At 31.1% G+C, this 16,178-nt stretch carries 16 protein-coding genes and 1 riboswitch; of the genes, 2 read left to right on the forward strand and 14 right to left on the reverse strand.

The window, feature by feature from the left end:
* Positions 1 to 9 precede the first annotated feature (9 nt).
* The 10 genes from hemC to ACWJKS_RS14705 all read right to left on the reverse strand — a co-directional run bounded on the left by hemC (position 10) and on the right by ACWJKS_RS14705 (position 11,086).
* Complete coding sequence (hemC, locus tag ACWJKS_RS14660) at positions 10 to 885, reverse strand: hydroxymethylbilane synthase (RefSeq protein ID WP_462959855.1); 876 nt, start codon at positions 883 to 885, stop codon at positions 10 to 12.
* A gap of 27 nt (positions 886 to 912) precedes the next feature.
* The gene (locus ACWJKS_RS14665; protein ID WP_462959856.1) at positions 913 to 1,572 is read right to left on the reverse strand and encodes an NAD(P)-dependent oxidoreductase; all 660 of its coding nucleotides are present in this window, start codon (positions 1,570 to 1,572) and stop codon (positions 913 to 915) included.
* Positions 1,536 to 2,720 (reverse strand): glutamyl-tRNA reductase, encoded by a 1,185-nt coding sequence (hemA, locus tag ACWJKS_RS14670; RefSeq protein WP_220286079.1) that lies wholly within the window; start codon positions 2,718 to 2,720, stop codon positions 1,536 to 1,538. The genes ACWJKS_RS14665 and hemA overlap by 37 nt, the downstream gene beginning before the upstream one ends.
* A 30-nt stretch (positions 2,721 to 2,750) precedes the next feature.
* Complete coding sequence (gene cbiB, locus ACWJKS_RS14675) at positions 2,751 to 3,701, reverse strand: adenosylcobinamide-phosphate synthase CbiB (protein ID WP_216302036.1); 951 nt, start codon at positions 3,699 to 3,701, stop codon at positions 2,751 to 2,753.
* Positions 3,702 to 3,781: 80 nt separating this feature from the next.
* On the reverse strand, positions 3,782 to 5,275 hold the full coding sequence (locus ACWJKS_RS14680) for a cobyric acid synthase (protein WP_216301928.1): 1,494 nt from the start codon (positions 5,273 to 5,275) through the stop codon (positions 3,782 to 3,784).
* Positions 5,276 to 5,410: 135 nt separating this feature from the next.
* Positions 5,411 to 5,625, reverse strand: a riboswitch (cobalamin riboswitch).
* Positions 5,626 to 5,815: 190 nt separating this feature from the next.
* Positions 5,816 to 6,469 (reverse strand): tRNA (guanosine(46)-N7)-methyltransferase TrmB, encoded by a 654-nt coding sequence (trmB, locus tag ACWJKS_RS14685; RefSeq protein WP_462959857.1) that lies wholly within the window; start codon positions 6,467 to 6,469, stop codon positions 5,816 to 5,818.
* A 67-nt stretch (positions 6,470 to 6,536) separates the two neighbouring features.
* A complete protein-coding gene (locus ACWJKS_RS14690; RefSeq protein WP_462961083.1) occupies positions 6,537 to 7,154 on the reverse strand; it encodes a site-2 protease family protein in 618 nt (205 codons plus the stop codon).
* A gap of 292 nt (positions 7,155 to 7,446) precedes the next feature.
* On the reverse strand, positions 7,447 to 8,475 hold the full coding sequence (locus ACWJKS_RS14695; protein WP_462959858.1) for a hypothetical protein: 1,029 nt from the start codon (positions 8,473 to 8,475) through the stop codon (positions 7,447 to 7,449).
* A gap of 49 nt (positions 8,476 to 8,524) precedes the next feature.
* Positions 8,525 to 9,547 carry a phosphodiester glycosidase family protein gene (locus ACWJKS_RS14700; RefSeq protein ID WP_462959859.1) on the reverse strand — a complete coding sequence of 341 codons (1,023 nt, stop codon included), beginning with the start codon at positions 9,545 to 9,547 and terminating at the stop codon, positions 8,525 to 8,527.
* A 162-nt stretch (positions 9,548 to 9,709) separates the two neighbouring features.
* Positions 9,710 to 11,086 carry a PhoH family protein gene (locus ACWJKS_RS14705; protein WP_462959860.1) on the reverse strand — a complete coding sequence of 459 codons (1,377 nt, stop codon included), beginning with the start codon at positions 11,084 to 11,086 and terminating at the stop codon, positions 9,710 to 9,712.
* A 179-nt stretch (positions 11,087 to 11,265) separates the two neighbouring features.
* Between ACWJKS_RS14705 and perR the strand changes: the two genes are divergently transcribed.
* The gene (gene perR, locus ACWJKS_RS14710; RefSeq protein ID WP_165411623.1) at positions 11,266 to 11,682 is read left to right on the forward strand and encodes a transcriptional regulator PerR; all 417 of its coding nucleotides are present in this window, start codon (positions 11,266 to 11,268) and stop codon (positions 11,680 to 11,682) included.
* 48 nt (positions 11,683 to 11,730) lie between these two features.
* On the opposite strand, the gene ACWJKS_RS14715 is transcribed toward perR, so the two are convergent.
* On the reverse strand, positions 11,731 to 12,960 hold the full coding sequence (locus ACWJKS_RS14715) for an ABC transporter substrate-binding protein (protein ID WP_216301923.1): 1,230 nt from the start codon (positions 12,958 to 12,960) through the stop codon (positions 11,731 to 11,733).
* A 106-nt stretch (positions 12,961 to 13,066) separates the two neighbouring features.
* On the opposite strand from ACWJKS_RS14715, the gene ACWJKS_RS14720 reads away from it, so the two are divergent.
* Positions 13,067 to 14,008 carry a VCBS repeat-containing protein gene (locus ACWJKS_RS14720; RefSeq protein ID WP_462959861.1) on the forward strand — a complete coding sequence of 314 codons (942 nt, stop codon included), beginning with the start codon at positions 13,067 to 13,069 and terminating at the stop codon, positions 14,006 to 14,008.
* Between the two features lie 212 nt (positions 14,009 to 14,220).
* Here the strand turns inward: ACWJKS_RS14720 and ACWJKS_RS14725 are convergent, their stop codons facing one another.
* From ACWJKS_RS14725 to ACWJKS_RS14735, 3 genes are all read right to left on the reverse strand, one after another.
* Entirely contained in the window at positions 14,221 to 15,171 is a 951-nt protein-coding gene (locus ACWJKS_RS14725) for a hypothetical protein (protein ID WP_462959862.1), read from the reverse strand.
* Between the two features lie 54 nt (positions 15,172 to 15,225).
* Positions 15,226 to 15,471 (reverse strand): hypothetical protein, encoded by a 246-nt coding sequence (locus tag ACWJKS_RS14730; RefSeq protein WP_165412004.1) that lies wholly within the window; start codon positions 15,469 to 15,471, stop codon positions 15,226 to 15,228.
* A gap of 101 nt (positions 15,472 to 15,572) precedes the next feature.
* On the reverse strand, positions 15,573 to 16,040 hold the full coding sequence (locus tag ACWJKS_RS14735) for a hypothetical protein (RefSeq protein ID WP_253198077.1): 468 nt from the start codon (positions 16,038 to 16,040) through the stop codon (positions 15,573 to 15,575).
* Between the last annotated feature and the right edge of the window lie 138 nt (positions 16,041 to 16,178).

A 16,178-nucleotide genomic window follows, 5' to 3' on the forward strand; every position in this document is an offset into this window, starting at 1 on the left:
TTTATATGATTAATTATCTTCTAATATTTTTTTAGCTAGATCAGCACCTAGCTTTATATATTCATTTTTATCTCCTGAAAGTTGTTTTTTTACTATTTTCCCATCAACGTCAAACACACCAAGCATGTGCATAGTTTCTCCTTCAAAATAAGCATATGCTCCTATACAACCATGACAATCTCCATTAAGGGTCGCCATAAAGCTTCTTTCTGCGTCTACGCAAATTCTAGCATCGTAGCAATCTAATTTTCTAATCATAGATACTTGTGGATGGCTTTTAACCATTTCAATACCTAATGCACCTTGGGCTATTGCTGGTACAACTTCCGTTGGTTCAAAATAGTTGGTAATTATATTTTCCATACCTAGCCTTTTTAGTCCTGCAGCTGCAAGGATTATGCCATCTAGGTTTTCCTTTTCTATTTTTGCTATTCTAGTCTGTACATTACCTCTTATAGGTATAATTTCTACATCCGGTCTTAGTGTCTTAATTTGAGCGCCACGTCTAATACTACTAGTACCTATTCTTGCACCCTTAGGTAAGTCATAAAAGCTAACGTTGTTAAATGCAACAAATGCATCTCTAACATCTTCTCTAACTGGAATAGCCACTATTTCAAACTCCTCTGGTATGTCGTAGGGTACATCCTTCATACTATGTACTGCCATATCAACTTTTTGCTCCAGCATTGCAACCTCTATTTCCTTTACAAAAAGACCCTTACCTCCTATTTTATCTAAAGTTACATTTAAAATTCTATCTCCCTTAGTCTCAATAAGTACCTTTTCAGAGTCAATATTAAACTTTTCTTTAATCATAGCTATAACTGTATTTGCTTGTACTTGTGCAAGTTCACTTCTCCTAGTTCCTATATTAATTTTCAAAATTTATTCCTCCTTTAACTTTAACTTTCAATTCTCAACTATCCCAAATTCAGCTTCATAAAACATTTGTAAAATAGTATTTTGCACTCCCTTAGTATAAAAAAAGTGGAAATCTTCACTACATACAAAATTCATAATTTCCTTTTTTACTTCACTCTTCTTTACCATAGTTCTCATGCTACATGTATAATTTATAAAACCTTCATACTCACAAATTTTATCTTCTATGACTTTCGACATGAAAAGTGTTGTTTTAGGGCTACCGTTTTTAGTATGTAATGCAAATTTCATATTGGGTGTACTTCTTTGAACTGGTGTTACAAATAACCCTTGTTTATAATCCCCGCAGTGTACATATAGTTTACTTTTTCTATCGCAGTATTCTTTTATACCATCATTTGTCTCTATATTATCTGTAGCAATAATTACAATATGATTCTGATCCACATATCTTTCATCATATTCACCCTTTATTAATTTTAGGTTATAAATATTTTGTAGTGTGTAAAATTCTAGGCAAAACTCTTTTGATACTACGGTAATATTACAACCTTCCTTTGAGAAAGTTTTACATTTTATAAGAGCTGCCTCTCCCCCACCAACTATAAGTATATTAATCTTATCTGATAGCAGTGAAATCATGGTATAATTTAAACCTGAAAAATCCTGCTTATTATGTCCACGCATTCCTTAGACCTCCCCTTCAAATGTTCCTCCTTTAACACCTCTATAGCTTTGTTTACATAGGCATTTGAAGTACTCTTCAAAAGTATCTCTGCTAATTTTTCATTATCCTTAGTCTCTTTCTTGTGCTTAAAAGTCTCTAGTCTTTCTTTGTAAACACCTTCACCATTGTGTTTTAATTTTTTTATAAAAGGCGATAACTCTTCCATGGTTTTCCACTCTATATACTCTTTTATAGCTTCATCCACAATGTATCTATTATCCCTCATAGAGGCTTCACGTCTTTTGTAGTTGGCATCATGGATATCGCCTAACATATCTATGTCATACACTTCATATAAGGGGTTTTCACTTACTATTTCTTCAATGTCCCTTGGTACAGCTAAATCAAATAATAATAAATGTTTGCTCGGTAACTCCTTTAAGTGAACCACAGTGTGAGGGGCCGTTGTACAAGATATAACACAATCCACCTTTTCATAATATTTATGTATGTCGTTAAACGGTATCATTTTCACCCTCGGATCTTCTATATTAGCCTTATGAATATCCCTAACTGCAATATATAGTAAATTTATTTTTCCCTCTAGTATATATTTTGAAGTTAATTCTCCTACCGCTCCATAGCCTAAAATCATAAAATTTTTGTGTCCCCTATCTATTGCTTCTTTAACTACCATAGAAGATGAAGAAACCGGTATCTCACTTATTTTAGATTTATTTCTAAACTTCTTGCCACAAGCGATAGCATTTTCAAAAAGTCTTTGAAGTTCCTTTTTAGTTGATTTTGAACCTTTTGCAGCTTCATAAGCATCCCTAACTTGCCCTAAAATTTGGTCCTCTCCAAGTAATAGTGAATCAAACCCACAGACCACATCCATTAAATGTTGTATTGCTTTTTCTTCCTTATAATTTTCTACACACTTTATTAAAGACCTATCCCAATTTAATGCCTTAAAAATCTTATCAACAATCTCTTCATCCTTAGATTTAAAATATATCTCTGTCCTGTTGCAGGTACTTAAAATAACTGCCTCTTCGCAAATATTTAAAAGTTCCTCTAAGCACTTTCCTTGGCGTTTTGGTATAATTGAGAGTTTTTCTCTAATTTCTATTTTCACATCATGCTTTAGCCCTATAAGTTGTATCATTATATCATCTCCAAAAATACATCACTATTACTAATATTTCATATATACGCATATTTCATATAACATGCATATTATTATTAAATAAAACATTGCCCCATACATTAATTTTATTGTATCTATTATATGTTCTTTCCCCAAATCGTTTATTTTGTTTCCTATTGTTGGTTTATACATTTTTTCTCCAAAATATTCATTCGTACCACCTAGTCTAACTCCCATAGCCCCCGCTGCTGCTCCTTCTGGATAAGCACAATTAGGACTTTTATGATTTTTTCTATCTCTTATCATCACTTTTATACTGCAAGCAATATTTCCTCGAACAAGTGGTGATGCCAAACAGATTAAAAATCCTGTTATTCTTGCTGGTATAAAATTAAATACATCGTCTGTTTTAGCTGGAAAGAAACCAATATATTTATATTTTTCATTCATATATCCAAGCATTGAATCCATGGTATTTATGCCCTTATACATCATAGCTAAAGGTGCTCCCCCTAATAATGCATAGAGAATAGGGGCTATAACACCATCTGCTGTATTCTCTGCAATGGTCTCCACATCAGCTCTTACTATTTCATACTCAGTAAGGGTTTTTGTATCTCTCCCTACAAGGTACGATAATTTAACTCTTGCGTCATAAATATCATTATTAACTAAAGAATCATAAACCTTCTTACCTTCTTTATGAAGGCATCTAGCAGCTATTGTCGTCCAAAGCAATATTATATTGAGAATATGGTACAACCAAAAAAACTTATTAGAAATTCTCAAAATTATAAAAGGCACTAAAAAACTAGAAAGTGCTACTATAACTACAATAATTCCGCCAAAAACTTTAATTTGACCATTAGTTTTACATATCGTTCTGCCTAACTTATCTAATTTAGAAATAAGCTTTCCTATATAAATCACCGGATGTTTAAACCAATATGGATCTCCAATTAATAAGTCTAACATTACCGCTAAAATTAAATCTATTATGTTCGTCTGAAATAGTATTGCCATTTTAATTCCTCACTATCTTATACTGTTATAATTTTTTAAATAGTTGTTAACTGTCCCTAACTTTTTCTTTTTATTCCTATGATTTTATAGATTGAATCCATATCTACATTATCTCTAACTATATCTGCTAGCTTGTCTAATTCTTTTTCTCTTAGATTTTCATAAACCTTAGATTTTTTAGGTTCCATAGCTTTTTTTACCCTTAAAGTATTAATCATATGTTCTCTAAACTCTACTCCATCAAAAACTCCATGAATATATGTACCCATAACATTTCCACCTGCATTTATTGCTCCATCGAAGGATGACGTATCAGAACCATTCTTATCATAGATTTCAAAAAGTGGTTTTGCATTATGACCATATTTACAAATTCCCATATGTATTTCGTAACCATAAGTTTCTATACTAGTATCCCTAATGTTAATGCTACGAGCCTTTACTCTTGTAGTTATTTTCTCATCTTCAAATATTGTGTCTACGTCTAAAAGCTTCATACCCTCTGTTTCTTTTGAATTTCCCTCTAAGCCATTAGGGTCACTTAAGCTATTTCCTAACATTTGATAGCCTCCACAAATGCCTAATACGTTACCTTGTACACTATATTGCTGAACCGCTTCTGCAAGTCCCGAATTTCTTAAAGAAATTAAATCATCAATAGTATTTTTTGTTCCCGGTATGATAAGGAGGTCTGGTGTGCCCAATTCTCCTTTAGTTGTAACAAATCTAACTGATACATCTTCTTCAGCCTTTAATGCGTCTAAATCCGTAAAATTCGATATATGTGGAAGCTTTATTACAGCAATATCAATAGGTGCAGTAATTTTTTTGTTAAATTCTACTGCACCATCTTCATCTTCGAGTTCCAATCTAAAATAAGGAACTACTCCTGCACATGGAATATGTATAATATCCTCAAGCATTGTAAGTCCTGGCTTTAAGATTTCTAAATCTCCTCTAAACTTATTAATAATAGTGGCTTTAACTCTTTTTTTCTCGGCCTCATTAAGCAAAAGCAAAGTCCCTGCTAGTGACGCAAATACTCCACCCTTATCTATATCTCCTGCGAGTATCACAGGTGCATCTATAAGTTCCGCCATTCCCATATTCACTATATCTCTATCTCTTAAATTAATTTCTGCTGGGCTACCTGCTCCTTCCATTACTATAATATCAAACTTCTTCTCTAATTCTTCAAACTGCTTTTTTAACATGTCTTTGAATTCCAATTTCATATTATGATATTCCATAGCTGTACTATTCCCAAAAACCTTTCCATTAACGATAATTTGGCACTTTTTATCCGAGGTAGGTTTTAATAAAATCGGATTCATATATACCTCTGGCTCCAATCCTGCGGCATAGGCTTGAAGCACCTGCGCACGTCCCATTTCTTTTCCATCCAATGTAATATAAGAATTCAATGACATATTCTGTGACTTAAAAGGACATACTGAAAACCCATCTTGCACAAAAATTCTGCAAAGTGCTGTTACTAATATGCTTTTTCCTACTGATGAAGCGGTTCCTTGAACCATTACTTTAGCCATTACTATTTCTCCTTTCTTCCTGCTTGTATTCTTATTTGGCACACAACAAAAAAACAGCAAGCTTGCGCACCTGCTGTTATGTACAAATTTTTCATTGCACTAACTTGAATTCTACAGTTCTTTCCCGCCGAAAGCTTAATATTACTAATTTAGGCAGGTCTCCTGGCTCTTGATACACTTTCTCTTATCACTTTCCCTTTCAGGTAGTTATATAAGATTTTCTCTCAATTACAGTAGCGGGGGCTGCTGTGGAATTACACCACATTCCCTTTTCACCTTACTAATCATATACTAAAGTAGCTGCATCCACTTTAGTGGCTGATTAATAAAAGGCACCTAAACAAATCTATTCATTTTTAACTAATATAATTCATAATTTTCATTTTTAAAATTTTCAATTTAATACATTTCTATGTAATTAAGTTTATAGCATTATGTTAATCCTGTCAATAAATAAGAATCTAAAATGCTTAAGCCTCATATGGTTATAAGTTATCTCCTGCGAAGCTGCAACAGTTCCACAGGAGATGCATTAATTCGCTAAATTAATTTTGCCTGTAGAAACATAGCTTGTTTGCCTATTTCTGTGAATTTAGCTTCATATTCTGTAACTACGTTATCTTTAAAATCACTCTTATGCAAATCATAGGCTGAAAATAATATTTCAAACCCACACTCTTTGAAATAATCTACTGATTCTTCGAATAACTCTGTATCATCTGTTTTGAACCAAACTTCAGATTCCGGTTTTAAGAATTTCTTATAGCTCGTCAAGAACTTAGTATGAGTTAATCTTCTTTTATTATGTCTGTCTTTTGGCCAAGGATTACAAAAATTTATATAAATTCTGCTTATCTCATCTTTTGCAAACACATCATCAATAAGCATAATGTTCATTGGCATAAGACGTACATTTATGTCTTGTTCCCCTTCAACTTCTCTTACTTCTATAACTTTTCTAAGGGCAAATACCAGAACCTCATCTTTTAAATCAATGCCTACAAAATTGATATCGAGATCTCTCCTGGACTTTTCTGATATAAATCTACCTTTACCGCAACCTAGTTCTAGATGAATTGCATTGTTATTTTTAAACTCTTCATTCCATTTTCCTTTGTGATCATATTGGTGAGTTATTACAATATGACTAGTTTCCAGCTCTGGCCTAGCCCAATATTTTTTTCTTAAGCGCATATATTTTTCTCCTTACATTCTAAATAATAAAAAATCACTATATGATTTTCTTAGCTTTATATTAATATTAAAACATCCCTGCAATATTTAAAAATTGTTTAAATAACCATAACCCTGGCGCTTGCACGATATAAGTAAAAATTGATTGTCCACCAGGTAATATAGGCAATATTAACACCATAAATATTAAGAATTGATACCTATAAATTGTATCTGGTAAATTGTAAAAAAACTTTGGGAACAAATCCCTAACTATATGAGATCCATCAAATCCCGGTATTGGCACTAAATTAAGAAAAAACAAAATACAATTTAGGTACCCTGTAATTATTAAAATTTGGCTAATAATAGTATATAATCCACCATGAATTGGTGGAAATTTCGAAAATAACACAGTAAGAATTGCAAATACAAACCCTAGAATTAGATTAGCAATTGGGCCTGCAACTGAAACTTTCAAATCATCCTTATAATAATTTTTAAATGCACTAGGATTTGTCTGAACAGGCTTTGCCCAACCAAACCCTACTAATATAATCATAAGAAATCCCATTGGATCTATATGTGCGATTGGATTCAGCGTAAGTCTCCCTTGAAATCGCGGAGTTTTGTCTCCTAACCTATCTGCTACGATAGCATGCGCATACTCATGAAAAGTAAATGCTAATAAAATTGCCGGTATCATCAAAATCTTATTTAATATTTGTTGTGTATCCAAATTTATTCCTCCTTATACTCCTACATGGTAGGCAATGTTAATCGCTACTCACCTTGCTAATGCATCTTTGACTTGTTATTTTTTAAGATGTCTACTATCCTATTATAACAAAGTTTATTGTTATTTTGAATTGAATATTCTTAAAATAAAATAATATATCACCACAACTATATCCTTATGAATTAACTTATATCTTCAGATTATAGAAAAAACCTTATCTTAAAAAGATAAGGTCTTAAATAAAACATCATAGTATCGACTACTTAAAAAGAACAAAAGATACTTCTTTATTATTAACCAATGATACTATTCCCTTAGTATACAATTGCAATAATTCTCCTTTATAGCTAGTTTCAGTTCCAGAACTAATATCTTTTATTACAGCTTTCATTGCATCATTTTGATAGACCTTACCAAGAGATGTAACGAATAGATCATTTTTTTTAGAAGGTTTTTGTAAATCAATCACCTTCCACTTTTCAGTGTTTTCTGATGTTTTACCATAATAAACTTTGCTTACCAAATTATCTTTTAATTCTCCAAGATACACATTGTCATCATCATCAGTGCCTATTAAAGTAAGTTTTTCTACGCCTTTAATATTTATAGGTTCCTCAAGGGTGGTAGAATACATTTTATTATAGACTAATCCCTCGTACACCAAATTATCTTCATGGCGCGCTAATGCCATATTACTCACACTCTTTGGTATTGTATCAATTTTTGTCATATCTTTCATTCTTGTAATTCTATATATACTGCTTCCCTCACCACTACTTGAAACTTTTACGTAAATAAATCCTGTTAAAATTGATAATTGAGTATCTTCTACTTCAGCATTTGTATCAGTCCAGGCTAAATCTTTAATCTTCGCTTTTTCACCTTTTGCTACGTCATAAGAATACAATACTAAATTACTAGACTCATCATCACTTTTCTCTACTAAAAGCATTCTATTTCTATCTGGAAGCCATTTATAAAAAGAAATTTTGCTTCCATCTTCCGCCTCTATATTTTTAACGCTTCCATCCTTACAGTTAGCAATTTTTAATTCTTCATTCTCATAATAGCATAAATATTTAGCATCATAGGATGCTAATATATTTTCTACGTTTGCTGGCAATGTAATATCAATATTTTTTAATTTATCGCTTTTATTTTCAACAATTTTTTCCGTAACCATTTTTGAATCAGTAGCTAAAAAATAATGATCTATATAAAATAAACCTAAACATTGCATGGATAATGAAAATATTATCCATATACTTATTCTTTTCTTCCAGCTCATAGTTTCTTCTCCTTTAATTTAAAATGTACTATGCTCAAATTTCACTTCATTACCTACTCTCCACATAAATAATTGAAGGTATAGATCTTTCTCCTAAACTATCACTAGGATTGTTTATAATTTCATCATCATAAAACAAGGTAGAAGAAGAACCTCCATCTAAGTTAGTAGCATTATAAGCCCCATAATTATACAATATATCTTGCACCTCTCTTAAATTAGCACCTAAACTACCTATCTGTCTACCATCGATAACTAATAATATTATTGCTCCATCTTTTCTTTGTCCAATAGCTGTTCTAGGTGCTATACCCTGACGCCCATCACCCGTATTTATAGTTTTATGTCCATTAACTATAAGTGCTGGACCAAAAGATACCGCTTCCATCACTTCAAGCTCTTTCATTTCTTTAATTGAATGAGCTCCAACTAATAAATTTCCCGATTTAGTAAATGCTACAACCTCTGTTTTTTCATTTTCATTTTTTATATCATTAAAAATTTCTTTTCCATTAGACATTATAATTCCTGTTGGATTTGCTCCCGTTCCTGCCCAAAGTGTGTCACCAGCTTTATCTGTAAACGCGCCACCATTAACCGCTGCAATTGCATTATTATCTTTTGCAATATCACTAGTTAATTGCCCTTCCCTTAATTGCCCTTCCTGGTTGAGCTTACTACTATACCCTACTTTTAATCTAGTCGCGTCACTGATTACTAACACATGCCCTTTATATTTTGTCCCTTTAATATCATATCTTTCAATACTATTATCATCTTTATTTTCTACATTTACGCCATCCGAGTTATTTTGAGCTATAGTTTCCACTACTTGGTCCTTCATAATTTCTTTTATTTTTTCATCGGATAAAAATGATGTTGCTAGCCATTGTAATGTAAGAGTGGTCATTGCTGCGCCTACCACTGTAGTCTTTACATTTTTAAACGGACCATAATAAATCATAAATGGGCCTGTAATAGCTGTAAAAGTTAATTCAAATATTATAAAAAATAAAACAAGCGTGCTTTGACTTCTTTTTTTTCTCTTCCCACATTTTTCTATTTTTTTCATCTTTCCCATCCTTTTCTTTATTATGTACTATCATATTATACAATAAAACTATATATTTTAACACATCTTTTAAATGTAATTTTTGTGAATATAAATATCATATGATAAATTAATACAAAAGAGAGTATAAATTTTTATACTCTCTTCTATAGAATTAAATTTTTATAATTTTTTAGAGCCTTCGTATGCTAGGGGCGACCTCTCACATTCATCATATTTCAAAGTTACTTGATAACACAAGTCACTACCCTTCATTTTTTCAGAGGCATAACACAAACCATTTGACCTTGAATCAAGAAAAGGATGATCTATTTGTTCTGGGTCACCTATAAGAATCAACTTAGTTCCCTCTCCAACTCTAGTTATTATTGCTTTAACTTGTTTTGGCGACAAATTTTGTGCCTCATCTATAATTACCCAATTTTTAACTATGGACCTTCCTCTAAGATAAGCAACAGCTTCAGTAGTTATAATTCTCCTATCAAACAAGTCATTTATTTTATCTAATAGTTGCTTCTCATTTTTGTAACGTTCTTTTTCATCAGATTCCACAAGTATCTCTAAATTATCAAATATCGGCCTCATGAATGGTGATATTTTTTCTTGTTCTGTACCCGGTAAAAACCCTATTTCCTCATCCATAGTAACATTGGGTCTGCAGATTAAAATCCTTCTATAATGTTCATTACTATCCTGTAATATTTTTTGAAGTCCTACCGCTAATGAAAATAATGTTTTAGCTGTTCCTGCAGGTCCTTTTATAATTACGAGTGGTGCTTTTACTGAGTCAGCGCTTAAAGCTTCCAGCATAAATTTCTGACCTACATTTCTTGGCGAAACTCCTGAAGGTTTACTTTCCTTATTATAAAGAGGTACTACATTTTTACCATCATATCTAGCGAGTGCTGTTTGTTTAGGATTTTCCATTGAATGAATTATTAAAAATTGATTTGTGTATAAAAATGGAGTGGTATATTCTTCTGTTTCCTCATCATATTTAAGTAAGGCACCAACTTCCAATTTTTTTTTACTAAAAAACTCCTGAAGCTTTTCTGGAGATACAAATACCTCTATTCTTCCTGTATACTGATTGTCATATTCCGGTACAAATTTTTCATAAAAATCTTCTACATTAATATCTACGGCATCTGCCTTTATCCGTTGGAAAATGTCTTTGGTTATTAACCATACATCCTCGCCTTGCTCTTTAAGCCCTTTACATACCTGCAATATTCTATTGTCAGCTTTATCTTTATTCCAAGAATCAGGAATTTTGGTATCATAATGATTCATCTCTACTCTAAGTCTTCCTCCACTTGTTAAATCAATACCCTCATTTAGTTTTCCCTGCTTCCTAAGTTTATCAATAAGTCTAGCCGCATATCTAGCATTAGCCCCTAAATCACTTTTATCTTTCTTAAAACTATCTAATTCCTCGAGTACCACTTCAGGTATTATTACATCATTATCTTCAAAAGATAATATGGCGCTTGGTGAATACAAAATAACATTTGTATCTAGTACATAGGTTTTTTTCAAAATGTCAGCTCCCCCTTTCTCTATTACTAATATATGTTACTTATCCTATAAATGAATTAAAAATAAAATAAAATTTGAAATTCCTATTAATTCTAAATATATTATTTTTTTGACAAGTAATAGTTTTTATTATATAATAAAACCTACAACAGATTTGATAACATTATAGGATGGTGTATATGGATAACATTACAACAATTTTTAAAGAGAAGAAATTAAAACTTACACCTCAACGGATTGCTGTTTATAAATATTTGCAATCAACAAAAGAGCATCCTTCTGCAGAAGTGATTTACAAAGCTCTGCAACCAACGTATCCTACTATGAGTTTAGCTACGGTTTATAAAGCATTGAAAACTCTTATAGAAGTTAAATTAATAATTGAACTTAATGTAGGTGAGGGTAACTTTAGATATGATGGCAATGTGTCTTCACATCCTCACATACATTGCATAAGTTGTGGCAGGGTTGATGACATAGAAGGCATACGTTTTTCAAATATACGCGAAGATGTAAAACAGCATACTAGCTATGAAGTTTTAGAGAGTAAAGTATATTTTTATGGTTTATGTGAAAATTGCAAAATAATTAAATAAAGAAAGAAGTATGAAATCCAATTCATACTTCTTTCTTTATTTACCAAATCATTTATAACTTTCTTTTAATAACTCTTCCCATTCTTTAGAGCTATAACCACCACCTAAAATCTTTTTCAAAGCCAAAAGTACATTGTTTTTGAGTTTATCAGGTAAATTATATAATATAGGTATATTATTATCATTAGCTTTATATATATGTTGAACCATTATTTTACCAATACCTGTGACTTTATTATTTGCGATTTTATTTCCACTTATAATTCCTTTCTGCACAATTCTTGCTTGAACCTCATCACTGTAAATATATTTAATAAACGCATCGGCATTATCGCCATTCTTTGCATTTACAGGAACACTTAATAAAGAATTAATTATAATAGGCCCATTAGACCCATACTTTGAATTATTCTCGTAATCTCCTATTATGCCTATGTTACTTCCATTAAGTTTAGAATTATAATAAGAAATACATACTAATAATGGAGAATCGCCATTATTAAAACCCGTAATATTTTGTTCATTACCTAATTCAAAAGAGTCTTTAGTAATTCCATTATTTTTTGTTAAAGAATCAAATTCTTTAAATATTCCCTGTACATCTTTCAATTTTTTATAAGATTCCTCACCACTATCATATTTTTCCTCAACGTCATGAATACTTATGCTCTTGCTAGCTATTAATGAAAATAGAAATCCACTCGCATCTACATCTCCCGTTAACACTACAGGAGTTTTCATACCCTTACCATTAATTTGCTTTAGCACATTTAACCATTGTTCTAAATTATTAGGGTTAGATATTTTTAGTTTCTCAAGATTCGCTTTATTATATAGTAGCTCAATAGAATATGGCACAACCCCTATTCCATAGTATTTATCTCCTACTCTACCATAAGAACTCATAATATTATAGTATCTATTATTTATAGTATTATCATCATAAGAATCTTTCATATCACTCAAAACTCCATTTTTACTAAGTTCAATAAGTTTATTCCTATTAGTAAAAATCACATCAATTTCTGTTCCTAAATTAATGGTCTCCATGATATCACTTTTATCACCTAGTGCATCATTTAGTTTTACTTCAACATCAGGGTTGTTCTTTTTAAAATCATCAATTAAAAGCTTAATTACTTTTGAAGAAGACTCATCAGTTGTGTCTAAAAATATATTTAATTTTTTTTCTTTTTCATCCATTTTGCATGATGAAAAGCTAAACACCATAGTTAAAACTATAAGAACGCAACATAAATTTTTTAATGATTTTTTCATAAGTTCACCTCACTTTATTAATAAATATGAATCTTTTTTAAATTTATTTAATATAAATTAATTAAACATACAATTGTTACATATAATTTAGAGGGGGGTGTAATATATGAAATTACAGATACTATTTTTTAAGAAGAAAATTGTCTATTATACTTTAGCAATTATTACCTTTACCATAATGCTTACATTTTTTTTGTTTTTCAGAAAATGTTCAATAAGTACGTTTAATGTTGTTAATGAAAACAAAATGATGCAAGCTGATCTAACAGCAGATGGGAATAAGGATATTCTCTACATAAAAACAGATGCAGATAAATATTATATCCAAATAAATTCAGAATCTAAAAGTTATTACCTAGAGCCTTCTAAAAAAAGTAACACAGTGGGAAATTATTATTCACAGTGGCCGATGCGACTTACTTTAATGGACATATCTAGAAATAATACACCTGAAATATTTACTCAAGCATCAGTAAAGGATGAGGCTATTCAGCATGTATTTCTTTGGACCGGAGAAAAATTTGATGATATATTTTGCAGCACAAACAATATTTTAGGTTTTATAGATAGTAAAAATAATAAAACTCCTAAAGTTATATCTGGAAATATTAAAGATGGTGAAATGAACTTAGTCAGTTATATTTTCATTAAAAATAATTTAAAGTCTTTTAACTATAATTATGCCGATAATTATATGGGTAAAAACACCATGTTAGGTTTTGTAAACCTGATGGAAAGCTTTCCATTATCAGAATTAAATATGTCAAAAGAACTTTTCGCACCTTATTTAAATGGTAATGATATTTCACTATTAGGCGATTTATCAAGCCAAAAAATACATTTTACTTTTCAAGATGCTGTTTTCAAAGATTATAATTGGGACAAAGACGGTAATGCCAGTGAAATTCTATGGACATTAAATTTTAAAGGAACTAATACAAATGATTTAAAAGAAACAAAAAACTATACTATAGACCTAATTGTAAAGCTTATGCCTAATGAGAATAAAGTTTCTATCTTCAAGATCAGCTCTGTAACCCTTAAGTAATAAAGCGATATTATTAAGATATACACAATTATAAAAGGGACCGTATTATCGGTCCCAAGGGGGATGGGGGGTTACGCATAAAATAATTATTTTATGCTAATGGAGATTTCAACTCCGATTACATTTATAATATTACCCTTTTTACGGAGTTTTATTCATTATAAAATATATTTAAATTTTTTATATAGAATACACATTTATTTGTAGAAATTCTAATGTCTTGAGGTATCATTTTCCTCTACGATTTTATTGAGCACTTCAATTTTTTTATCATCTACTAGATGAGCTAATATAAAAATAAGCTGTTCCTTATCCTCATCCTCTAAGAATTGTAAAATGCTATGTGTACTTTCTTTAGGACTCGTATGTTTAAATTCAACGTCTTTGCTTTCAAAAGAATCATTATTCGATATGGAATTCATAATATCATCAAGATTTGGATTGTTTAAGTCTAGATTATTTAAATCTATTCCAGATAGCATATTTGAAATTTCGCTTAAATCTATACCACCCATACCTGAAAATATATTTGATAACATGTTATCTTGCCCATCTTCATTTGAATTTACTAAATCATTATTCTCATTAAGATCATTGTTTTTTTCATTACTATTACTATTACCATTATTACGATTACTATTATTACTATTATTACTATTATTATTTTTATTATTTTTATTTTGATTATTTTGATTATTATTACCATTTTGATTATTATTATTATTTTTTGCTGAATTCGATGTTGAATTTACATTTCCTGAATAACTATCCGCTGAGTTGCCTCGCATGTTATTACCTTGCCCTCCTAAACTGTCCATCAAATTTCCTAACATATTATTGTCTTGTCCGCCTAAACTGCCAATTAAATTTCCTAGCATATTATTGTCTTGGCCACCTAACCCAGAAATTAACCCTTCAAGCATATTATTGCCCCCGCCATTATTTCCTCCAAGAAAGCTAGTTAATAATCCCATCAAAGGATTTGCAGAATTTCCATTAATCATTTGTGCTAATGGGTTATTGCCAGAATTGTTATTGTTATTATTGTTGCCGTTGTTATTATTATTGTTACCGTTATTATTACTGTCATTGTTATTATTTGCATTATTATTATTATTTTCATTATTCATATTATTTCTATCATGTTTATGATGTTTTGACATATTTATCACCTCATTTATAAATGGGAGAGCATAAGCTCTCCCTGATTTTTAGAATTAACAACAACATCCTCTCGCTGGTGTTTCAACATTTCTACCTTTACAACAACAACAAACTATGAATATCAATATTAGCAAGAAAGCATTTTTGTTTTCAAGTAGACATGTTCTTTGAAGTATAATTAAGAGTATTAACGCACAACATGGATTTGTACATATACTTGAAAACTGATTTCCATTTCTACATCCACATTCTGATGTTCTATCACAACATCTTCTTACACGACGTCTTCTTTTTGACATATAAAACTCCCCTTCCTGGGCCATGTTTTAATGCACTATTTATTTTAACTCAAGTTAATTAATATTTTAATTTATCTATTTGTGCAATTACAATTATTTATCTAACAATCTTCATCACAGTTATCTAGATTTATAAAATTATTTGTGCATCCTCTGCCTTGTCTACCATTATTGCCACCACATGCGAATATAAGAATTAAGATTATTATCCAGCAACATGCACCGCCGCCGCCGAATCCGCCACATCCGCCACCAAATCCACCAAATCCGCCAAATCCACCTCTACTACTTGAGCCACATCTGCAAAGTTCCTTGCAGTGTTTAGGATCGCATCCGCAGACAGTTCCACTCTCTTGTCCTTGACCCCATCCTCCGCATAAGCATAATAGAATAATGATCCAAATTATTGAGCTTCTTCCGCCGCCGAATCCGCCACATCCGCCACCAAAGCCGCGTCCACAGTCACAGTCTCCTCTGTTGTTACAGTTGCCACCTCCGATGCCACAGTTGCCACCGCCTAAATTTCCTTTGCCACTACTCAAGCCACTTAATAAGCTATTCATATCCATTTACTTGCCTCCTTATTGTTGTTTTACCTTTTAAAATCTTTTTCTTTGGTTCTAATATATACTATTCTTGTAGAAATAAATTGACACAGATTTTCAAATTAAATCATCTTTTCCATGTGCTTAAATCATTACCTGCGA

This window comes from Clostridium sp. CM038 (genome assembly GCF_055081105.1).